At 67.0% G+C, this 20054-nt stretch carries 19 protein-coding genes and 1 riboswitch; of the genes, 8 read left to right on the top strand and 11 right to left on the bottom strand.

Translation table 11 applies throughout. From position 1 onward, the window contains the following. Positions 1–35 precede the first annotated feature (35 nt). The 10 genes from DZC73_RS01520 to DZC73_RS01475 all read right to left on the bottom strand — a co-directional run bounded on the left by DZC73_RS01520 (position 36) and on the right by DZC73_RS01475 (position 10708). Positions 36–2213, bottom strand: coding sequence for a TonB-dependent siderophore receptor (locus DZC73_RS01520; RefSeq protein WP_235834950.1), 2178 nt, complete (start codon positions 2211–2213; stop codon positions 36–38). Beyond that, a riboswitch (TPP riboswitch) is annotated at positions 2204–2305 on the bottom strand. It overlaps the preceding gene by 10 nt. 60 nt (positions 2306–2365) lie before the next feature. Beyond that, positions 2366–3439 (bottom strand): NAD(P)/FAD-dependent oxidoreductase, encoded by a 1074-nt coding sequence (locus DZC73_RS01515; protein WP_124538432.1) that lies wholly within the window; start codon positions 3437–3439, stop codon positions 2366–2368. 15 nt (positions 3440–3454) lie between these two features. Next, the gene (fdxA, locus tag DZC73_RS01510) at positions 3455–3778 is read right to left on the bottom strand and encodes a ferredoxin FdxA (protein ID WP_124538431.1); all 324 of its coding nucleotides are present in this window, start codon (positions 3776–3778) and stop codon (positions 3455–3457) included. A gap of 60 nt (positions 3779–3838) precedes the next feature. After that, positions 3839–4606 (bottom strand): uroporphyrinogen-III C-methyltransferase, encoded by a 768-nt coding sequence (cobA, locus tag DZC73_RS01505; RefSeq protein WP_124538430.1) that lies wholly within the window; start codon positions 4604–4606, stop codon positions 3839–3841. Between the two features lie 17 nt (positions 4607–4623). Continuing rightward, entirely contained in the window at positions 4624–5994 is a 1371-nt protein-coding gene (locus DZC73_RS01500; protein WP_124538429.1) for a sulfate adenylyltransferase subunit 1, read from the bottom strand. Continuing rightward, a complete protein-coding gene (cysD, locus tag DZC73_RS01495) occupies positions 5995–6954 on the bottom strand; it encodes a sulfate adenylyltransferase subunit CysD (protein WP_124538428.1) in 960 nt (319 codons plus the stop codon). After that, positions 6951–7700, bottom strand: coding sequence for a phosphoadenylyl-sulfate reductase (locus tag DZC73_RS01490; RefSeq protein WP_124538427.1), 750 nt, complete (start codon positions 7698–7700; stop codon positions 6951–6953). Before DZC73_RS01490 ends, cysD begins: the two co-directional genes overlap by 4 nt. Next, positions 7697–8230, bottom strand: coding sequence for a DUF934 domain-containing protein (locus DZC73_RS01485; RefSeq protein WP_124538426.1), 534 nt, complete (start codon positions 8228–8230; stop codon positions 7697–7699). The genes DZC73_RS01490 and DZC73_RS01485 overlap by 4 nt, the downstream gene beginning before the upstream one ends. Before the next feature lie 5 nt (positions 8231–8235). Next, positions 8236–9939 carry a nitrite/sulfite reductase gene (locus tag DZC73_RS01480; RefSeq protein ID WP_124538425.1) on the bottom strand — a complete coding sequence of 568 codons (1704 nt, stop codon included), beginning with the start codon at positions 9937–9939 and terminating at the stop codon, positions 8236–8238. Between the two features lies 1 nt (position 9940). Continuing rightward, the gene (locus DZC73_RS01475; protein ID WP_124538424.1) at positions 9941–10708 is read right to left on the bottom strand and encodes a sulfite exporter TauE/SafE family protein; all 768 of its coding nucleotides are present in this window, start codon (positions 10706–10708) and stop codon (positions 9941–9943) included. 140 nt (positions 10709–10848) lie between these two features. Here DZC73_RS01475 and DZC73_RS01470 point away from each other — a divergent pair, with 140 nt between their 5' ends. Further along, positions 10849–11787: a patatin-like phospholipase family protein gene (locus DZC73_RS01470; RefSeq protein WP_124538423.1), complete on the top strand. Its 939-nt coding sequence runs from the start codon at positions 10849–10851 to the stop codon at positions 11785–11787. 318 nt (positions 11788–12105) lie between these two features. Here the strand turns inward: DZC73_RS01470 and DZC73_RS01465 are convergent, their stop codons facing one another. Further along, entirely contained in the window at positions 12106–12666 is a 561-nt protein-coding gene (locus tag DZC73_RS01465) for a phasin family protein (RefSeq protein ID WP_124538422.1), read from the bottom strand. Positions 12667–12857: 191 nt separating this feature from the next. On the opposite strand from DZC73_RS01465, the gene DZC73_RS01460 reads away from it, so the two are divergent. Genes DZC73_RS01460 through DZC73_RS01430 form a run of 7 tightly spaced genes read left to right on the top strand, consistent with a single transcriptional unit; the run spans position 12858 to position 20050 of the window. Then, positions 12858–13799 (top strand): histone deacetylase family protein, encoded by a 942-nt coding sequence (locus DZC73_RS01460; protein ID WP_124538421.1) that lies wholly within the window; start codon positions 12858–12860, stop codon positions 13797–13799. Then, positions 13792–14238, top strand: a complete 447-nt coding sequence (locus DZC73_RS01455) for an acyl-CoA thioesterase (RefSeq protein ID WP_124538420.1) — start codon at positions 13792–13794, stop codon at positions 14236–14238. Before DZC73_RS01460 ends, DZC73_RS01455 begins: the two co-directional genes overlap by 8 nt. After that, positions 14235–14927 carry a nitroreductase gene (locus DZC73_RS01450; RefSeq protein ID WP_124538419.1) on the top strand — a complete coding sequence of 231 codons (693 nt, stop codon included), beginning with the start codon at positions 14235–14237 and terminating at the stop codon, positions 14925–14927. Before DZC73_RS01455 ends, DZC73_RS01450 begins: the two co-directional genes overlap by 4 nt. After that, positions 14924–15919, top strand: coding sequence for a 2-hydroxyacid dehydrogenase (locus DZC73_RS01445; protein ID WP_124538418.1), 996 nt, complete (start codon positions 14924–14926; stop codon positions 15917–15919). The genes DZC73_RS01450 and DZC73_RS01445 overlap by 4 nt, the downstream gene beginning before the upstream one ends. After that, positions 15916–17442, top strand: coding sequence for an ABC transporter permease/substrate-binding protein (locus tag DZC73_RS01440; protein WP_124538417.1), 1527 nt, complete (start codon positions 15916–15918; stop codon positions 17440–17442). Before DZC73_RS01445 ends, DZC73_RS01440 begins: the two co-directional genes overlap by 4 nt. Further along, on the top strand, positions 17439–18899 hold the full coding sequence (locus DZC73_RS01435; RefSeq protein WP_124538416.1) for a DNA recombination protein RmuC: 1461 nt from the start codon (positions 17439–17441) through the stop codon (positions 18897–18899). Before DZC73_RS01440 ends, DZC73_RS01435 begins: the two co-directional genes overlap by 4 nt. After that, positions 18896–20050, top strand: a complete 1155-nt coding sequence (locus DZC73_RS01430; protein WP_235834949.1) for an MFS transporter — start codon at positions 18896–18898, stop codon at positions 20048–20050. Before DZC73_RS01435 ends, DZC73_RS01430 begins: the two co-directional genes overlap by 4 nt. The last annotated feature ends 4 nt before the right edge of the window (positions 20051–20054 follow it).

Below are 20054 nucleotides of genomic sequence, written 5' to 3'. Positions count from 1 at the left end.
CAGAGCCTTGCATTATAGCCACAGTTTTTGGCCCTCTACAAGGCGAGCTCCAATCCGACCCGAATTGTCCGCGCGGCAAGCGGGAACAAATACACATGCCCGAACTGGTAGGGCGACTCCCGCCAGGCGCGCCGGTCCAGCAGGTTGTCGATGCCCACGCGCCAGTTGATCAGGCCGGCGCTGGTCGGCTGGGCATAGCGCAGCGAAGCATCGATGCGCGCCCAACCGGGAATGCGCAGGCTGCCGTCGGTGGGCAGGAGGGTGCGGTCGCTCTCGGCGACGAAGTCGCCCTGCAGCGACAGGCCGCGCACCGCTTGCAGGTCATGCCGGGCCTGGAGCTTGAGGGTAGCGGCGGGCACGTTGGTCGGGCGCTGGCCGTTGACGGTGGCATCCTGGCTGCCTTCGCGTCGGGCGTGCAGGAACTGCGCGCCACCTTGCACGATCCAGCGGTCGTGCTGCCATGCCGCGTTGGCCTCGATGCCGCGGTGGCGCCGGCTGCCGTCGACGAAGTAGGCCGTGCCGGTGTCGGTCGCCTCGGGCTTGTCGATGTCGAACCAGGCCAGGTTCCAGGTGCCTTCGTCGAACCGGCCTTTGAAGCCGATCTCGATCTGCCGGCTCTTGAGCGCCTTCAGCGGCTGCCCTGCCTGCGTGCCATACGCAGGCAGGCCTGGCGTCACCAGCGATTCCACCGCCTGCCCCCAACTGGCATAGGCCACTTGGCCGCCCGCGTATTCGTGGCTGAGCGCGATGCCCGGGGTGTTGATCCCCTGCGAATAGCTCGGGCCCGAGTTGCCGCTGGTGTCCACGCTGCTGCGTGACAGGTGGGTGTGGCGCAGGCCCAGCCACACGGTGGTCATCGGGTTGAGCTTGATGGCGTCGCGCACGAACAGCTCGGTGCTGGTCTCGTCGCGGTTGGTGCTGTCGGCGGTCAGGCTCGGGTCGGCCGGCGTCACCGCCGTGCCTTGCACGTTGCCGCTGCCCACGTAGTTGAAGGCCTGCTGCTGGAAGCGTGCCTTGAACTGGCTGCGCAGCACGCCGGCGCTCAGGGTGTGGGCGATGCCGCCGGTATCGAGCTTGCCGTTCAAGGCCACCTGCAGCGCGTCGGTGGTGCGCTTTTCGTTCTCGCTGCGGTAGTCGTAGAGGTCGAAGGTGCCGTCGCTGCAGTAGCGGTCGAAGTTGCCTTCGGCGCCGCAGCCATAGGGGAAGGCGATGCGGTCGTCGGTGGTCAGCCGCTGTGTGGCGGCATGGGCCACCACGCGCCAGTCGGCATTCAGGCGCTGGGTGAATCGCACCGAGGCGGTCGTGCCGTCGAACACCACTGGCAGCGACCAGGGTTGGTTGTTCAGGTTGATGCGCGGGTCCACCGGCGCGGGCACGCTGCCGCCCAGCAGGCTGAAGCCGGGCACGCTGGGCTGGCTGCGGTGGCTGGTCTCGATCTCGGCCTCCAGCAGGCTGTCGGGTGCGATGCGCCAGTCGCCCGCCACCGACAGCAGCTGGGCGTTGCCCTTGGCCTCGTTCACGCGAGGGTCCAGGTGCTCCAGCGCTGCGTTCACGCGCACGCCGAAGGCATTGGACTCGCCGAAGCGCTGGCTGATGTCCACCGCGCCGCGTACCGTGCCGGCCTGCCGCCATTCGAGAGACACCGTGCGCAGTGCATCGTTGGTCGGACGCTTCACGACGAAGTTGGCCAGGCCGCCGGGTGCGGCGGTGCCGGCCTGCAGGCCACTGGTGCCCTTGAAGATCTCCACGCTGTCCTTGTTGGCCAGGGGGATGGACGTCTCCGCATTGATGGGCAGGCCATCGCGCCGGTAGTTGTAGCGGTTGTCCAGCACGAAGCCGCGGATGGTGAGGTAGTCCCAGTAGCCCTCGGTGTTGTAGGCGTCGCTCACGGCCGGGTCCACGCGCGTCACGTCAGCCAGGCGCTGCACGCCCAGGTCGCGCATCTGCTCGCGCGAGAGGACGCTGGCCTGGAAGGGCGACTTCGACAGCGGCACGTCGCCCCAGCCGCCGACGTCGATGACGGGGTCTCCGCGGCCGGTGATCGTCACCGGCTGCAAGGTGGTGGTCTGGGCCTGCGCGGCCGTTGCGAAGGCGAGAACCGCCGCCATGGCGACGGGTGAAAGCGAGAAACGGGCAATGGAAGATGCCATCGTGGTGTCCACAAGATTCGATGGCAGGTCGGCGAACGTGAAGCCCACGGGCGTGGGTGTCATGCATGCTTCCCTGCGCGAGGATTACCTCAGTCAGGTTCAAAGGGTCTGTTCTCAGTCGAACGCTGTCGCGTTCAACACCCCTAGCGAAGAGCGGCGATGAATGGCATCGCCGCGAGGCCGGATTATCTCGTACCCGGCCGGTAACTCATGGCTCAGTCGTCGAAGGTCGGCGTTTCCACGCCCAGCACCTTGTGCAGTTTCGGGCTGGTGGTCGTGTACTGCAGGTGGATGCGCTTGTCCGGGAAGATGTAGGGCGCCGCCGCGAAGGCCGCCAGCGCCGCCTCGTGGAAGCCCGAGAGGATGAGCTTCTTCTTCCCCGGATAGGTGTTCACGTCGCCCACTGCGAAGATGCCCGGCGTGCTGGTCTCGAACTTCTCGGTGTCGACCACGATCTGCTTGCGCTCCAGGTTCAAGCCCCATTCGGCGATGGGGCCGAGCTTGGGGCTCAGGCCGAAGAACACCAGCAGCACGTCCAGCGGCATCACGCGCGTCACGCCGTCGCTGCCGGTGATCTTGATGCTCGTGAGCTTGCCGGCCGCCTCCTCGATGCCCGTGACCTGCCCGACCACGAACTGCATCTCGTAGGCCTCGCACAGCTCGCGCATGCGCGCCACGCTGGCAGGCGCCGCCTTGAAGCCATCGCGGCGGTGGATGAGGATGACGCTCTCGGCCTTGTTGGGCCCGTCCTGCACGAAGTTCAGCGTCCAGTCGAGCGCCGAGTCGCCGCCGCCGACGATGACGAGGTTCTTGCCCGCGAACTGCGCGGGGTTCTTCACGCGGTAGAAGAGCTGGGTGTCGTCATACTTGTCCAGCCCCTCGACCTTCAGGAGCCGCGGCTGGAACGATCCCACGCCGCCGGCGATGAAGATGGTCTTGGTGAGGAAGCGCGTGCCCTTGCTGGTCTCGACGTGGAAGCGGCCGTCCGCCTGCTTGTCCACCACAGTCACTTCCTGCCCGAGGTGGAAGGTCGCGCCGAAGGGCTCGATCTGCTTGAGCAGGTTGTCGGTGAGCTCGCGCCCGGTGCACACCGGCACGGCGGGGATGTCGTAGATGGGCTTGTCGGGGTACAGCTCGATGCACTGCCCACCCGGGTAGGCCAGCGAGTCGATGATGTGGGCCTTGATCTCCAGCAGGCCCAGCTCGAACACCTGGAACAGCCCCACCGGCCCCGCGCCGACGATGACGGCGTCGGTCTCGATCACGGGGGCGGTGGTAGCAGTGTCCATTCGATGCGGATGCCCTTACTTGACCAGCTCAGGCAGCTTGCCCGTCTTGTCCTTCCACTCGTCCGCATCGGGCAGCGCGGGCTTGCGCTTGGTGATGCTGGGCCAGCTCTTGGACAGCTCCAGGTTCAGCTTGATCATGTGCTGCTGGTCGCCGGGCACGTCTTCCTCCGGCATGATCGCGTTGACCGGGCACTCGGGGATGCACACGGCGCAGTCGATGCACTCGTCGGGGTCGATGGAGAGGAAGTTGGGGCCTTCGCGGAAGCAGTCGACGGGGCAGACGTCAACGCAATCGGTGTACTTGCAGCGGATGCATGCTTCGGTGACGACGTGGGTCATGGCTCTCGCTCAGTGTTGTGGTGTGGAACAGGTGTCGCGGATGCCGCGAAACCATCGAGTTTAAGGCTTGGGACAGGGCTCGCAGGTCACGGCTGCGTCAGAGGCATTCCGCTTGGCGGGTTCTTGACATGCCTCAAGCGGGCGGGCCCCGGCGCCGACCGTGACGATGGTGGGGCGCCCGGCATGCAGCAAGCTGGCACGGGGCAGGGTGGCGACGTTGTGGTCGCTGTGGAGCTGGTCGGGCCAGCCTGCGCGGGAAACCACGCTGACAGGGGTGTCGCTCGGCCAGCCGGCTTCGATCAGCCGGCGTGACAACGCGCACAGCTGCTTGCCGGCCATGTAGAAGACCTCGGTGTCGGCGGTGCGCGAGGCGTGCATGTCGCCGGTTCGCGTCATGGCTGTGGTGAAGCTCACGCTTCGGCCGTCGCCGCGGCGGGTGAGGGGGCGCTGGGTGGCGGCAGCCGCGGCAATGGCCGCGGTGACGCCCGGCACCACCTCGCATTCAATGCCGGCTCGGGCCATCGCATCCAGCTCTTCTTCGAGCCGGCCGAAAATGCTGGGGTCGCCGCCTTTCAGCCGCACGACGAGCGCCACTTCGGCAGCATGCTTGACCAGCATGGCATTGATGAGGTCTTGCCCGGTGCTGTCGGAGAAGCCGCGCTTGCCGACGTGGATCCACCGCGCGCGCGGCGCGAATTCGCGCAGGGCGGGGTCGGTGAGCGCGTCGTGCAGCACCACGTCGGCGTCGCCCAGCAGCCGCGCGCCGCGCAGCGTGATGAGGTCGGCCGACCCGGGGCCGGCTCCGATGAAGACGACGCGTCCGGCCATGGCGCCTGCGTGGCGTTTCAGGCCGCGGCCTTCACCAGCAGCGCGCCGCTGGTGCGGTTGCTGGTCGGGTCCACGATGATCAGCGAGCCGCCCACGCGGTTGGATTCATAGGCTTCCACCGGCAGCGGCTGCTGGGTTTCCACCACCACGTGGCCGATCTCATTGACGGCCAGCTGGTGCGCTTCGCGCGGCTCCAGGCTGTGAATGTCCAGCGAGCTCTCGATGGCCGCGATGCGCGCCTGCACCCAGCGGTTGCCGTGGCGCACCCAGTACTTGCGGCCGACGATGGCGGGCTCGGTGTCCAGCCAGGCGAGCGTCGCGGAGAAACGCTGCGTCTCATGGATGGTCTTGGGCGTGGCAATCCAGTCGCCGCGCGACACGTCGAGTTGGCGGTCCAGCACCACGCCGGCGGACTGGCCGGCCTCTGCCTGCTCCACCGTGTCGCCCGCCAGGCGAACCTCGGTGACGATGGCGCTCTGGCCGCTCGGGAACAACTGCACTTCATCGCCAGCCTTCACGCGGCCGTGGGCGATGCGGCCCCACAGCGTGCGCGGCTGGTTGCCGGTGCCCTCGCCTTCGCGGGCCACGTACTGCACGGGGATCAGCAGGTCGCCATCCTTGCGCTCCTGCGTGGGCGGCAGGCTTTCCAGCAACTGCAGCAGCGAGGGGCCGTCATACCAGTCGGCATCCAGCGGCTGGGTCACGTTGTCGCCGCGCAGCGCCGACACGGGGATGATCTCGGCCACTGTGATGCCGGCCTTCTCGGCGAAGTCCAGCAGCGCGGTCTTCACGGCGGCGAAGGCCTGGCCGGGGTTGTCGACCGCATCGAGCTTGTTCACCGCGAACACGATGCTGGGCACGCGCAGCAGGTGGGCCAGCAGGGCATGGCGGCGCGTTTGCGGCAGCAGCACCAGCGGCTTGGCGGAGACGTCCAGCTTGGTGATGTCCACCAGTACCACGGCGGCATCGCTGCCTGCGGCGGCGGTGACCATGTTGCGGGTGTACTGCTCATGGCCCGGCGCGTCAGCGATGATGAACTTGCGCTGCTTGGTCGCGAAGTAGCGGTAGGCCACGTCGATGGTGATGCCCTGCTCGCGCTCGGCCTCCAGGCCGTCGGTCAGCAGCGACAGGTCGATGGGCGCGCCGGCGGCCTTCTTCTCCAGCGTGTCGAGCTGGTCGGCCAGGATGGCGCGGCTGTCGTAGAGCAGGCGGCCGATGAGCGTGCTCTTGCCGTCGTCGACGCTGCCGGCGGTGAGGAAACGCAGGGCGCGGTGGTCCTTCTGGACGGGTACTGCGGTGGCTGAGCCGCCCGCCGGGCCGCTCCCAAGGGCGGCTCGCGCCCCCTCGGGGGGCAGCGAACGAACGTGAGCGTGGGGGTGGTCAGTCATTTAGAAATAGCCCTCTTTCTTGCGACGCTCCATCGAGGCGTCCGAAGTCCTGTCGTCCATGCGGGTGGCGCCGCGCTCGCTCACGGTCACGCGCAGCGTCTCGGCCACCACGTCCACCGCGTTGGCGGCGGGGCTTTCCACCGGGCAGGTGCAGGTCATGTCGCCCACGGTGCGAAAGCGCACCTCGGCGGTCTCGATCTGCTCGCCGGCCTCGGGCGGCGTCACCTCCGTCACGGGCACCAGGAGGCCCTTGCGGCGGATCACCTGACGGTCATGGCGGTAGTAGAGGCTGGGCAGCGGGATGTTCTCGCGGGCGATGTACAGCCACACGTCCAGCTCGGTCCAGTTGCTGATCGGGAAGGCGCGCATGTGCTCGCCCGGCTTGATGCGGGTGTTGAACAGCGTCCACAACTCGGGGCGCTGCTCCTTGGGCTGCCATTGGCCGAAGCTGTCGCGGTGCGAGAAGATGCGCTCCTTGGCGCGGGCCTTCTCTTCATCGCGGCGCGCGCCGCCCATCAGCACGTCGAAGCGGTGTTCCTCGATGGCTTCGAGCAAGGCCACGGTCTGGTGGCCGTTGCGCGACTCCAGCGGATGCGACAGGCGCACCGTGCCGCGCTTGATGCTGTCTTCGAGGTGGCCCACCACCAGGCGCTCGCCCATCTCGGCCACGCGCTGGTCGCGGAATTCGATCACCTCGGGGAAGTTGTGACCGGTGTCCACGTGCAGCAGCGGGAAGGGCAGGCGGCCTTTGTACTGGCCGTCGGCGCCCTTCGTCTTGAAGGCCTTCTCGGCCAGACGCAGCACCACGCACGAGTCCTTGCCGCCGGAGAACAGCAGGGCCGGGCGCTCGAAGGCGGCTGCCGTTTCGCGCAGGATGAAGATGGCTTCTTCTTCCAGCCAATCGAGGTGGGTGTGGTCCAGTTCGGGCAGCAACTGCTCGATGCTCAACGGGGCATTCATGCCTTGGCTCCAATCATCGACACGGCGGGCTCTTCATGCGTGGCATGGAGGCCGCATTCCTTCGCTTTCTCGTCTTCCCACCACCAGCGGCCGGCGCGGAAGTCCTCGCCCACGGCGATGGCACGCGTGCACGGCGCGCAGCCGATGCTGGGCATGAACTCGTCGTGCAGCGGGTTGTAGGGCACGTCGTTGGTGGCGATGTAGTGCCACACGTCGTTCCAGGTCCAGTCTGCCAAGGCATTGATCTTGGCGCGGCCCTTGTCGTCGGTCTCGCTGAACCCCACGACGCCGCGGTTGTTCGACTGCTCGCGGCGCAGGCCGGTGACCCAGGCGTCGCGGTTGGCCAGCATGCGAGACAGCGGTTCCAGCTTGCGGATGCCGCAGCAGGCCTTGCGCAGGTCGATGCTCTCGTACATCGCCTTCTCGCCGTTGGTCTTCACGAAGTGCACCACCTGCTCGGCCACCGGCTTGTACACCTCGACCTCCAGGCCGTAGCGTTCCTCGATGCGGCCGATCAGCGCCACCGTCTGCGGATGCAGCATACCGGTTTCCAGCGTGCCCACGGCAATGGGAATGCCGTGGCGGGCGATGAGGTCGGTGATGATCATGTCCTCGGCGCCCAGGCTCGTGGCTTGCACGATGCGGCCGGGGTGCTCGGCGGCGGCGCGGCGCAGCACCTCGATGGTGTGCCCGAGGCGCTCGTCGAAGCCCGCGGTCTTGCGGGCGTAGAGATCGATGGCGCTCATATGGCAGCCCCTGCGTTCACGAAGTCTTCCTGCGTGTACTCCTGCCCGGCCGGGCGGCCGAACAGCGGGCGGCGCTCGTTCACGTCGCCCTGGTAGTGGCCGGGGAAGAAGCGCAGCGCGCGCTCGGCGGCATCCAGCGACTGGTCGCCGCGCAGGGCCACGGCGTCGAAGCCGGTGCGCTGCAGCAGTTGCATCATGTCCACCAGCACCTCGCCCTGGGCGCGCACTTCACCCTGGAAGCGATAGCGGGCGCGCAGCAGGTGAGCCTGGGTGTAGGCGCGGCCGTCGGTCCACTTCGGGAACTGCAGGACGACCAGCGACAGGCGCGGCAGGTCGTCCACCAGGTCTTCGATGTCGGCATCGTTCGGATAGACCACGCCCACGGGCAGGTCAGCCGGCCAGGTGCTGCGCACGCCGTGCCATTGCGACAGCGTCAGCAGGCTGTGGGCCGAAGGGGTGACCGTCACCATCGGGCCGTCTTCGCCGATGATCGGATGCCACGTGTCCTTGGATTTGTCGATGAACTTCATGGTGCTCACTCCGCCTTCGCCGTGGTGCGACGCTGCGCGTTGGCGGCGGTCTTGAAGGGATCCAGGCCGATGCGCTTGACCGTGTCGATGAAGCGCTCGGCTGCCGAGCTGCGCTCGTGGCGGTAGGTGTCCAGCACGGCCTCGATCACGTCGCCGACTTCATCGGCGGCAAACGACGGGCCGATGACCTTGCCCGGCGTGGACGCGTGGCCGCTGATGGCCGAACCGTCCAGGCCACCCAGCGTCACTTGGTACCACTCGGTGCCATCCTTGTCCACGCCCAGGATGCCGATGTGGCCGCTGTGGTGGTGGCCGCAGGAGTTGATGCAGCCGCTGATGTGCAGGTCGATGTCGCCGATGTCGTAGAGCTCGTCGATGTCGTCGAAGCGTTCGGTGATGTCGGCTGCAATGGGCAGCGAGCGTGCATTGGCCAACGCGCAGAAGTCGCCGCCGGGGCAGGCGATCATGTCGGTCAGCAGGCCGATGTTGGGCGTGGCGAAGCTCGCGGCGCGTGCGGCCTCCCACAGCGCGAAGAGGTCGGATTCCTTCACCCAGGGCAGCACCAGGTTCTGGTCGTGCGACACGCGCAGCTCGCCGCTGCTGAACTTGTCGGCCAGGTCGGCGGCCAGTTCCATCTGCTGGTCGGTGACGTCGCCAGGCGCCTGGCCGGTGCGCTTGAGCGACAGCGTGACGGCGCGGTAGCCCTCGATCTGGTGCGGGTGCACGTTGCGCTCGGTCCAGCGCTTGAACGACACCGGCGCATCGGACGGCACGTGCAGCCTGGAGCCGCTGATGGGCGCCACGCCCTGGGGCAGCTGGAAGTGCGCCGCGACGCGGTCGAACTCGTCCTGCGTGATGATGTGCGCCGAACCGTCGAGGTCGCGTTCGAGGATGTTCTTGTATTCCTCGTTCACGTCGTCGATGAAGCGCTGGCCCTCGGCCTTCACGAGGATCTTGATGCGCGCCTTGTACAGGTTGTCGCGGCGGCCATAGCGGTTGTAGACCCGCACGATGGCTTCGATGAACACGAGGATCTGCTGCCAGGGCAGGAACTCGCTGATCACCGTGCCGATGACGGGCGTGCGGCCCATGCCGCCGCCCACGAGCACCTTGAAGCCGACCTCGCCCTTGTCGTTCTTCAGCAGCTGCAGGCCAATGTCGTGCCAGGCGATGGCCGCGCGGTCTTCCTGCGCACCGCTCACCGCAATCTTGAACTTGCGCGGCAGGTGCGCGAATTCGGGGTGCAGCGTGCTCCACTGCCGCATGATTTCGCAGTAGGGACGCGGGTCGACGATCTCGTCGGCGGCCACGCCAGCGAAGCAGTCGCTGGTGATGTTGCGAATGCAGTTGCCGCTGGTCTGGATGCCGTGCATGCTGACCGAGGCCAGGATGTCCATCACGTCGGCGCTCTTGACCAGCGGAATCCAGTTGAACTGGCAGTTCTGACGCGTGGTGAAGTGGCCGTAGCCGCGGTCGTACTCGCGGGCGATGCGGGCCAGCGCGCGCACCTGCGTGCTGCTGAGCTCGCCATAGGGCACGGCGATGCGCAGCATGGGCGCATGGCGCTGGACGTACCAGCCGTTTTGCAGCCGCAGCGGGCGGAATTCGTCATCGCTCAGGGTGCCGGCGATGTTGCGCTCGAGCTGGTCGCGAAACTGCGCCGCGCGCTGGCGGACGAAGTGCTTGTCGAAGTCGGTGTATTGGTACATGTCAGGTGATGACCTTCAGGCCTGCAGTGACGAGCGAGACGCACAGCAGGGCACGCACGAGCCGGTCAGGGAGCTTCCGCGTCAATTGGGCGCCAATCCAGATGCCCGGGATGGAGCCGATGAGAAGGGAGGCGAGCAGCGACCAGTCGACGTGGCCGAGCGTGGCGTGCCCGAGACCGGCCACCAGCGTCAGTGGCACGGCGTGGGCGATGTCCGTGCCCACGAGGCGCTTGGCCTCCAGGCGCGGGTTGAGGATGAGGATCAGCGTGGCGCCGATGGCACCTGCGCCGATCGAGCTGAGCGAGACCAGCACCCCGAGGATGATGCCCGAGGTGACGGTGAGCGCCGTCTTGCGCTGCGGTGTGATCACCCGTTCCAGTCGCACGCCAATGGCCTGCCAGGCCGCCTTGTAGGCCACGGTCACGGCGGTGAGCAGCAAGGCGATGCCCAGGGAGAAGGTGAGCGCGCTGGCCCAGGCCTTGGTCACGCCGGTGTAGTGCATCAGCGCGATGGTGGCGATGGCTGCGGGAATGCTGCCGGCCAGCAACTGGAAGAGGATGCGGTAGTCGACGTGGCCGTGCCGGTGATGGGCGATGGAGCCGGACGTCTTGGTGATGGCCGCGAAGAAAAGATCGGTGCCGATGGCCACGGCGGGCGGCAGGCGGAAGACCGTCAGCAGCAGCGGCGTCATGAGCGAACCGCCGCCCACGCCGGTGAGGCCGATGATGGCGCCGATGCCGAAGCCGCTGAGCGTTGCTGTCCAGTCCATGGAAGGGTTGTCCCTGAGGGGGTTTAGCGCGCGACTCTATAGAGCTTGTATATAGATGAGAAGAACAGTTTGAGCGAATGCTTATGTTCGAGCGGAATATGAAGGCGGTGGCTGGAGGTCGCCCTCCTAGAATCCGGGTAATGCGTCCCATCTCCCTGCAAACCGCCCGCCGTGCGGGCCTCGTGGTCCTGTTTTCACTCACCCTGGCGGCCTGCCAGACCGTGCCGGTGGCGCCCCCGTCTCCTGCCCAGCCGCCGGTCGCCCCGCCTCCTGCCGAGGTCGTCACGCCCAAGCCGGCGCCCAAGCCGCCACGCATCGGGTTGGCCCTGGGTGGTGGTGCGGCCCGGGGCTTCGCGCACATCGGCGTCATCCAGGTGCTGGAAGAGAATGGCATTCATCCAGACTTGGTAGTGGGCACCTCGGCTGGCAGCCTGGTGGCGGCGCTGTACGCCTCCGGCAAGAACGGTGCGGCGCTGGGCCAGCTGGCTGACAGCATGGACGAGGCTGCGATCACCGACTGGGGCTTCCCTGGCCGTGCACTGATTCGCGGCGAAGCGCTGGCCCGCTACGTCCGCGACGCCACAGGCAATCGTCCGATCGAGAAATTCCCCCTGCCGCTGGGCATTGTCGCCACCGACCTGGACAGCGGCCAGGCCATCCTGTTCCAGGTGGGCGATACCGGCCTGGCCGTCCGGGCCTCCAGCGCGGTGCCTGCCGTCTTCCAGCCCGTGAAGATCGGGACTCGTGAATACGTGGACGGTGGCCTGGTATCGCCGGTCCCGGTGCGCTTCGCCCGCCAGATGGGGGCGGACTTGGTCATCGCGGTGGACATCTCGGCCGCCCCGGAAGGCAACCCGACCGGCGACCCGGTCCGAATGCTCCTGCAGACCTTCGCCATCATGGGCCGCAGCATCAACACCTTCGAGCTGAAGGAGGCGGATGTCGTGCTGCGTCCGCGGCTACCCGGAGTGGGTGGCGCTGACTTCGCCGCCCGCAAGAAGTCCATCCAGGCGGGACGCGAGGCGGCCCAGGCAGCACTTGTGCAGCTCAAAGCCAACATCGCCGCCAAAACAAAATAGCAAGCGCAGCGACGCACACATCAAGCCACGCCCGCGGATCTGGCTCCGCCAGTCCGCAGGGTGGCGCCCAAGGGCCACGAAGGGGCCCCTTCGTGGCCCTCGGGGGCAGGAGCGCAGCGACTGGGGGGCCTAAAAAATAAAAAGCCCGGTCATTGACCGGGCTTGAAGGTACGTCGAATGGAGGGATTCGAGCGGTACCGAGGAGACAACCTTTCAGGGACACCACAAGCATGCTTGCGGTACTGGATCAGATGGGCCCCTGTCAGATTAGTTCAACCCTCGTACAAAAAATTACGTCGAATCCCTCTACCGCCTGAATCAGGCGGCGCGCTTGGCCTTGGCCGAAGCGGTGGCGCCTTGCGTGGCCTTCACGGCGGTGGAGGTCACGGCCTGGAAGTTGGCTTCGGCGACATCAGCGGCTTGCTTGGCAGCCTTGTGCACGGTTTCGTAGGCGTTGTTCGCAGCAGCGACAGCCGACTTCACCAGGGCAACGGCGTTCTCGGTGCCGGCCGGGGCGTTCTTGACGGCGGTGTCGACCACGTTCATGAACTTGGCCTGGGCTTCGGCAGCGGTCTGCTCGGCGACCTTGCTGACTTCGGCGTTGGTCGCGGCGGCGATGTCATACAGATGACGGCTGTAGGCGGCTGCCTTTTCAGCGGTCGGCTGCAGCAGGCCGGCTTGCAGGGACAGCAGCTCTTGCGCGTCCTTCACCGACAGGATGGCGCGGGTGGTTTCGGCGGCTTCGCCCAGGGCGGCCTTGGCCACTTGCAGGTTCAGTTCGACGAGCTTCTCGACGCCTTCGAAGGCCTTGTTGGTCAGACCGAAGAGGGTCTCGACGTTGGCCTTTTGGGCGGCAGCGAATTGTTCAGCGGTCAGCATGTAAATCTCCAGTGCAGGTTGGTTTGACGCTCAGGTGTTTCGCGGCTTTTGCTGCGCTGCACCATGAACCGAAGTATAGGGGCCTGATGTGACAAAGCAAGGGTTTGATGGTGCGGCGCAGCAATTTAGTGCGAAATTCCTAAAAAGACCGTTTTCTCCCTTGCGGAAGCAGGGATGAACACAATCGCCCGGTGCATGCCTTCACCTCCGACCATTTCGTCCTGCCCCTGCCGCAGGGGCATCGCTTCCCGATGGGCAAGTACAAGCTCCTGCGCGAGGCCGTGCAGGAGCTGCTGCCGGCCATCCGCCTGAACGAGGCGCCGGTGGCCAGCGACGGCGAACTGGCGCTGGCCCACACGCCGCTGTACGTGACCTCGGTCTGCGAAGGGCTCCTGAGCGAGGCCCAGCAGCGCGAGATCGGCTTTCCCTGGACGCCGCGCATGGTGGAGCGTTCTCGGCGTTCCGTTGGGGCGACCATCGCGGCGGCGCGGACGGCCTTGCACGAAGGGGTCGCAGCGAACCTGGCCGGCGGGACGCACCACGCCTATGCGGACAAGGGCAGCGGCTATTGCGTCTTCAACGACGTGGCGGTGGCCGCGCGGCTGATGCAGGCTGAATGGCACCGCCATCACCGCAGCCTGCTGCGCGTGGCGGTGGTGGACCTGGACGTGCACCAGGGCAACGGCACCGCGTCCATCTTCCAGGACGACCCCACGGTGTTCACGCTGTCCCTGCACGGCGAAAGGAATTTTCCCTTCCGCAAGGAGGCGAGCGACCTGGACGTCGAGTTGCCCGACGGCTGCCGCGATGCCCAGTACCTCGATGCGCTGGACGGTGCGATGCGCGCCCTCTGGCGTCACCACAGTGACAAGCCGCCCGGCCTCATCTTCTATCTGGCCGGTGCCGATCCACACGAGGGCGATCGCCTCGGACGGCTGAAGCTCAGCACCGAAGGCCTGGCCGAGCGTGACCGCCGCGTGCTCGAGGCTGCGCGCGAACGTCGCGTCCCCGTGGCCATCTCCATGGCGGGCGGCTACGGTCGCGTCATCGAAGACACCGTGGCGGTGCAGACGAACACGCTGCGCGAGGCGCTGAGAAGCTGGTCTGGATGGAACAATACGGCGCATGAGTGAACGTCCCCAAGCCGAAGGCCGCGAGGCCTACCGCCACTTCACGCAGATCGCCACGCGCTGGATGGACAACGACGTGTACGGCCACGTCAACAACGTCGTGTACTACAGCCTGTTCGACACCGCGGTGAACGGCTACCTCATCGACTCCGGTGTGCTGGACATCCACCGCGGCGCGGTCATCGGCCTCGTGGTCGAGACGCATTGCAACTACTTCGCGCCCATCGAATTTCCGAAGAAGGTCGATGCCGGCATTCGCGTGGCACGCATCGGCGGATCCAGCGTGCGCTACGAGATCGGGCTCTTCGCCGAGGGCGAGCCGATGACGGCGGCGAAGGGACACTTCATCCACGTCTATGTCGACCGCGACTCGCGGCGGCCAACGGCCTTGCCCGAACCTTTCCTTGGCGCCCTGCAACGGCTGCAGGTCAATACACCATGAGCACCATCGACAAAGCATCGGTCGACGCGGCGATCACGTCGCGCCGTTCCATCCGGGCGTTTCTTCCGACGCCGGTACCGCGCGAGACCATCGAGGAGATTCTTGCCGTCGCATCCCGCGCGCCCTCTGGCACCAACACGCAGCCGTGGAACGTCTACGTGCTCACGGGCGAGTCCAAGGCGGCGCTGTCGCGCAAGATCCTCGCGGCCTATGACGACCCCGAGGAGCTGTCGACCCACAAGGAGGAGTACGCCTACTACCCGACCGAGTGGCGTTCGCCCTTCATTGATCGCCGCCGCAAGATCGGCTGGGACCTGTACGGCCTGCTGCAGATCGGCAAGACCGACAAGGCACGCATGCACGACCAGCACGGCCGCAACTACAGCTTCTTCGACGCACCGGTGGGACTCATGTTCACCATCGACCGCGTGATGCAGCAAGGCAGCTGGCTGGACTACGGCATGTTCCTGCAAAGCATCATGGTCGCGGCGCGTGCCCGCGGGCTCGACACTTGCCCGCAAGCGGCGTTCACGCAGTTCCACCGCATCATCATGGATCACCTCGGCGCCGGCGCGAACGAGATGCTGGTGTGCGGCATGTCGATGGGATTCGCCGACCCCGATGCCATTGAAAACAAGCTGGAAACGGCCCGAGAGCCCGTCGCCGGTTTCACGAGGTTCCTGGAATGAGCAAGCCTTCCGTGCTGGTGTGCCGGGCCGTGTTCCCCGAGGTGGTGGAGCGGCTGAAGACGTGGTTCGAGGTCGAGTCGAACCCGGGTGACCGCGCCTTCACCAAACCCGAGCTGATCGAGCGGCTGAAGGGCAAGGTGGGCGCCTTCACCACCGGCAGCGTGACCATCGATGCCGAGGTGCTCGATGCCAATCCGCAGCTCAAGGTCGTGTCGAACATGGCCGTGGGCTACAACAACTTCGACGTGCCGGCCTGCACGGCGCGCGGCGTGCTGTGCACCAACACCCCGGACGTGCTGACCGAAACCACCGCGGACTTCGGCTTCGCTCTGATGATGGCCGCGGCGCGCCGCATCGCCGAGTCCGAGCACTACCTGCGCCGCGGCGAGTGGAGCAAATGGTCCTACGACATGTTCGTGGGCAGCGACATTCACGGCGCAACCATGGGCATCCTCGGCATGGGCCGCATCGGGCAGGCCATCGCGCGGCGCGGGGCGCTGGGTTTCGGCATGAAAGTGATCTATCACAACCGGTCGCGGCTGGCCGCCGATGTCGAGGCGCAATGCAAGGCGAGCTACGTCGACAAGGCCACGCTGCTGCGCGAGAGCGATCACCTCGTCATCGTGGTGCCGTATTCGAAGGAATCGCACCACGCCATCGGTGCGGCGGAGCTGGCGTTGATGAAGCCCACTGCCTCGCTGACCAACGTCGCGCGCGGCGGTGTGGTGGATGACGCAGCGCTGGCGCAGGCACTGGAGAGCCGGCAGATCGCCGCGGCCGCCCTCGACGTCTTCGAAGGCGAGCCCAAGGTGCACCCCGGCCTGCTGCGCGTGCCCAACGTCGTGCTCACGCCGCACATCGCCAGCGCCACGGTGGCCACGCGCCGCGCGATGGCCGACCTGGCGGCAGACAACCTGATCGCGGCGCTGGGCTTCGGGCCGAACGCCGGCAATCCGCCGTCTCCCATCAACCCGGAAGTGCTCCGCGCATGAGCTGGCGCCGCTGGCTGGTGTGCGCGCTGGCCCTTGGTGGTTGCGTCGCCGAGGCCGCCGCTGCACAGCACATCGTCATCGGCTCCAAGCGCTTCACGGAGTCCTACATCCTCGGCGAGATCGTGCGGCAGACCTTGCAGGACGCTGGCATCGAGGCGGAGCACAAGCAGGGGCTGGGCAACACCGGCATCCTCGAACAGGCCCTGGCCACGGGGGCGGTCGATGTGTATCCGGAGTACACCGGCACCATCGTTCGCGAGCTGCTGAAGAAGGACGGCAACCCCACCCTCGCGCAGTTGAACGAATGGCTCGCGCCGCGCGGCCTGAAGGCGGCCGTGCCCTTGGGCTTCAACAACACCTATGCGCTGGCGATGCCCGAGGCCAAGGCGGCGCAGCTGGGGGTTTCGAAGATCTCGGACCTGCTCAAGCCGCAGGCTGCGGCCCTGCGCTTCGGCCTTTCCCACGAATTCCTCGCACGGGCCGACGGATGGCCAGCATTGAAAGCGGCCTACAAGCTGCCCATGCAGCTCAGTGGCGGCATCGACCACGGCATTGCCTACGATGCGATCGCATCCGGCCGCGTGGACGTGATCGACATCTACTCGACGGATGCGAAGGTCGGCCGCTACGCCCTGCGCGTGCTCCAGGACGACCTCAACTTCTTTCCGAAGTACGACGCCGTGCTGCTGATGCGAAGCCATGTGGATCCGGCGCCGCTGCGCAAGCTGGAAGGACGCATCGACGAGAAGGCCATGATCGCGCTGAACGCGCAGGTGGAACTCGATGGACTGAGCTTTGCGGAGGCTGCCCGGCGTTTTGTGAAGGGCGATGCCTCCCTTGGCAAGAGCGTCTCCCCCGATTTCTGGCACAAGCTCTTCGCCGATGACTTCGCCCGCCTGCTCGGACAGCACCTGCTGCTGGTCTTCGGCTCGCTGCTGATCGCCGTGCTGGTCGGCGTGCCGCTGGGCATCGCCGCGTTCTGGTGGCGCCGCGCATCGCCCTGGGTGCTCGCCGTCACGGGCGTGCTCCAGACCGTGCCCTCGCTGGCGCTGCTGGCCTTCTTGATCGCCATCGTCGGCGGCATCGGCCTCGTGCCGGCCGTGCTGGCCCTGTGCCTGTATGCGCTGCTGCCCATCGTGCGCAACACCTTTGCAGGACTGCAGGGCGTGGGCCCGGCGATGCGTCATGCGGCGCTCTCGCTGGGACTGACCCGGCGCCAGAGCCTGCGCCACGTCGAACTGCCGCTGGCCCGGCCGATGGTGATGGCAGGCATCAAGACGGCGGCCGTCATCAACGTCGGGACGGCCACGGTGGCCGCCTTCATCGGCGCGGGCGGATTCGGCGAGCGCATCGTCGCGGGGCTTGCAGTCAACGACACCATCATGATGCTCGCAGGCGCCTTGCCCTCGGCGGCGCTTGCGCTCATCGTGCAGTTCGCGTTCGACCGCATCGAGCGCCAGATCGCACCGCCAGTACCCGAGTTGGGGCGTGGCATCGCGCAGGCTGAGACAATGGCGGGATGAACTGGCTGACTTGGCTGATCCTCCTCGCACTTGTCCTGAATCTGGGTTTGCTGCTGTGGATGTTGGCCAGGGTCCGGCCCACGCGGGACGAAGGTGACGCCACCCAGAAGTTGCTGAGCATCAGCCACGAACGCCTGGAGCGCGAGCTTCGCGACGAGGTGAACCGCAGTGCCCAGGGCACGCGCGTCGAGTTGAGCAACGCATTGGGCATGTTCCAGCAGACGCTGCTCAACCAGCAAGGTGACGTCGCCCGCACGCAGAACGAGCAGATCGACAGCTTCCGCACACAGCTGGCCGCCATGCAGACCGCGGTGAGCCAGGCCTTGCAGGCATCGGCCGGCGCGCAGACGGTGCAGGCGCAGGCCTCGCGCGAGGCGCAGGACCTGGCGCTCAAGCGCTTCTCGGATGCGATGTCGGAGCAGCTGCGTGCCCTGTCCGAAGCCAACGAGCGGCGCATCGGCGAAGTCCGCACGGCGGTCGAGCAACGCCTGACCACGCTGCAGCAGGGCAACGAGCAGAAGCTCGAGCAGATGCGTGCGACGGTGGACGAGAAGCTGCACGCCACGCTGGAAGCGCGCCTGGGCGAAAGCTTCAAGCAGGTGGCCGACCGGCTGGAGCAGGTGCACAAGGGCCTGGGCGAAATGCAGACGCTCGCGCGCGACGTGGGTTCGCTCTCGCGGGTGCTCAACAACGTGAAGACGCGCGGCACGCTGGGCGAGGTGCAACTGGCGGGCCTGCTTGAGCAGGTGCTCACGCCCGAGCAGTACGAGCGCAACGTCGAGACCATCCCCGGCTCGCGAACCTACGTGGACTTCGCCATCAAGCTGCCCGGCCGCCGCGACGACGGCCTGCCCGTGTGGCTGCCCATCGACTGCAAGTTCCCGCGCGACGACTACGAGCGCCTGCTCGAAGCCCATGAGCGCGCCGACAAGGAGGGCGTGGACCAGGCCGCCAAGGCGATCGAGACCCGGCTGCGTGCCGAGGCGCGGACCATCCGCGAGAAGTACATCGCCACGCCGCATACCACCGACTTCGGCATCCTCTTCGTTCCCACGGAAGGCCTGTACGCCGAGGCCCTGCGCCGTCCCGGACTCGTCGAGGCGCTGCAGCGCGAGCACCGCATCACGCTGGCGGGTCCCACCACGCTGCTGGCCACGCTCACCAGCCTGCAGATGGGCTTTCGCACCTTGGCGCTGGAAAAGCGCAGCGCCGAGGTGTGGGAGGTGCTGGGCGCGGTGAAGACCGAATTCGCCAAGTTTGGCGACGTGCTTGCCAAGACCAAGAAGAAGCTGGACGAGACCACCAAGACCATCGAGCAGGCGGAGGTCCGCACCCGCGCGATGGCACGCAGCCTGCGCGGCGTGGAGGCCTTGCCCGAATCGCGCGCGCAGGTGCTGCTGCCGGGGATCGGCGCCGATGCATCCGAACTCGCGCAGGATGATGAGGAGACGGCTTGAGGTTTTCGCGTCCGCTGCTGGCACTCATCCTCGGGCAGATCAGCCTTCATTCCTGCATGGCCGGGGTGCGGATGTCCGCACCGCTGCAGGCCTTGCACCAGAAGCTCGGGCCCGGCGCCGTCGGTGTGCTGATGGCCTTGTTTGCCGCTGGCCCCGTCTTGCTCGCGCTGCCGGCCGGGCGCATGGCAGATCGTTACGGATACCACCGGCCCTTGTACCTCGCAGTGGGGCTGTCTGTGAGCGGCGGCCTGATCGCTGCGCTCTCCAGCCAGTACCTCGCGATGTGCGCCGCTGCGATGCTCACCGGGGCCGGCACCAACTTCGGCCTCATCACCATCCAGCGCACCGCGGGCCGCATGGCGGTGGACAGCACCGAGCGCATGCGGGTGTTCAGCTGGCTCGGCCTGGCGCCGGCACTGGCCAACTTCCTCGGCCCGGTGACGGCAGGCGCCGTGATCGACCATGTCGGCTTCCGCGCCGCGTTCGGCGTCCTGATGCTGATGCCCCTGGCCTCGCTGCTGTTCTCGCGCTTCGTGCCGCGCGAGACACCGGTGCAAACAGTGCAAGCTCAACGGGCAGGCACCTCGTGGGACCTGCTGCGCTCACCCGCCTTGCGTCATCTGTTGCTCGTGAACTGGCTGCATTCGGCGAGCTGGGATGTGCACACCTTCTTGCTGCCCATCCTCGGCCACGAACGCGGGCTGAGCGCCTCGGCCATCGGCGGCATCCTGGGGGTGTTCGCGGTGTCGGTGGCCAGCGTTCGCTTCGTCATCCCCTTCATTGCCCACCGCCTGACCGAAGCGCAAGTCGTTGCAGGCGCCATGCTCTCGGTGGCAGCCATCTTCGCGGTGTACCCGTTCGTTCACTCGGCGTGGTTGATGGCCGGCTGTGCCGGGCTGCTGGGACTCGCGCTGGGGTCGGTTCAGCCGATGGTGATGTCCATGCTGCATCACATCACGCCGGAGCACCGGCATGGCGAGGCGATCGCGTTCCGCTCGATGGCACTCAACATGTCCAGCACCTTGATGCCCTTGCTGTTCGGTCTTGCCGGGACAGCCATTGGCGCAGCCACGCTGTTCTGGGTGATGGGCGCGGCCGTGGGTGCGGGCAGCGTGCCGGCGCGGCGCCTGGCGCCGACCTCCGGCCACTGAAGCC

This window comes from Rhizobacter terrae (genome assembly GCF_003852895.1).
GTDB lineage: Bacteria > Pseudomonadota > Gammaproteobacteria > Burkholderiales > Burkholderiaceae_C > Albitalea > Albitalea terrae.
The sequence above is the reverse complement of the archived record's forward strand: the minus strand, read 5'-3'. Positions and strand labels throughout refer to the sequence as shown.

Bases quoted from the DNA above. Each gene is read 5' to 3' on its own strand.
- DZC73_RS01520 (WP_235834950.1), bottom strand. From the start codon at position 2,213: ATGACACCCACGCCCGTGGGCTTCACGTTCGCCGACCTGCCATCGAAT.
- DZC73_RS01515 (WP_124538432.1), bottom strand. From the start codon at position 3,439: ATGGACACTGCTACCACCGCCCCCGTGATCGAGACCGACGCCGTCATC.
- fdxA (WP_124538431.1), bottom strand. From the start codon at position 3,778: ATGACCCACGTCGTCACCGAAGCATGCATCCGCTGCAAGTACACCGAT.
- cobA (WP_124538430.1), bottom strand. From the start codon at position 4,606: ATGGCCGGACGCGTCGTCTTCATCGGAGCCGGCCCCGGGTCGGCCGAC.
- DZC73_RS01500 (WP_124538429.1), bottom strand. From the start codon at position 5,994: ATGACTGACCACCCCCACGCTCACGTTCGTTCGCTGCCCCCCGAGGGG.
- cysD (WP_124538428.1), bottom strand. From the start codon at position 6,954: ATGAATGCCCCGTTGAGCATCGAGCAGTTGCTGCCCGAACTGGACCAC.
- DZC73_RS01490 (WP_124538427.1), bottom strand. From the start codon at position 7,700: ATGAGCGCCATCGATCTCTACGCCCGCAAGACCGCGGGCTTCGACGAG.
- DZC73_RS01485 (WP_124538426.1), bottom strand. From the start codon at position 8,230: ATGAAGTTCATCGACAAATCCAAGGACACGTGGCATCCGATCATCGGC.
- DZC73_RS01480 (WP_124538425.1), bottom strand. From the start codon at position 9,939: ATGTACCAATACACCGACTTCGACAAGCACTTCGTCCGCCAGCGCGCG.
- DZC73_RS01475 (WP_124538424.1), bottom strand. From the start codon at position 10,708: ATGGACTGGACAGCAACGCTCAGCGGCTTCGGCATCGGCGCCATCATC.
- DZC73_RS01470 (WP_124538423.1), top strand. From the start codon at position 10,849: ATGCGTCCCATCTCCCTGCAAACCGCCCGCCGTGCGGGCCTCGTGGTC.
- DZC73_RS01465 (WP_124538422.1), bottom strand. From the start codon at position 12,666: ATGCTGACCGCTGAACAATTCGCTGCCGCCCAAAAGGCCAACGTCGAG.
- DZC73_RS01455 (WP_124538420.1), top strand. From the start codon at position 13,792: ATGAGTGAACGTCCCCAAGCCGAAGGCCGCGAGGCCTACCGCCACTTC.
- DZC73_RS01450 (WP_124538419.1), top strand. From the start codon at position 14,235: ATGAGCACCATCGACAAAGCATCGGTCGACGCGGCGATCACGTCGCGC.
- DZC73_RS01445 (WP_124538418.1), top strand. From the start codon at position 14,924: ATGAGCAAGCCTTCCGTGCTGGTGTGCCGGGCCGTGTTCCCCGAGGTG.
- DZC73_RS01440 (WP_124538417.1), top strand. From the start codon at position 15,916: ATGAGCTGGCGCCGCTGGCTGGTGTGCGCGCTGGCCCTTGGTGGTTGC.
- DZC73_RS01435 (WP_124538416.1), top strand. From the start codon at position 17,439: ATGAACTGGCTGACTTGGCTGATCCTCCTCGCACTTGTCCTGAATCTG.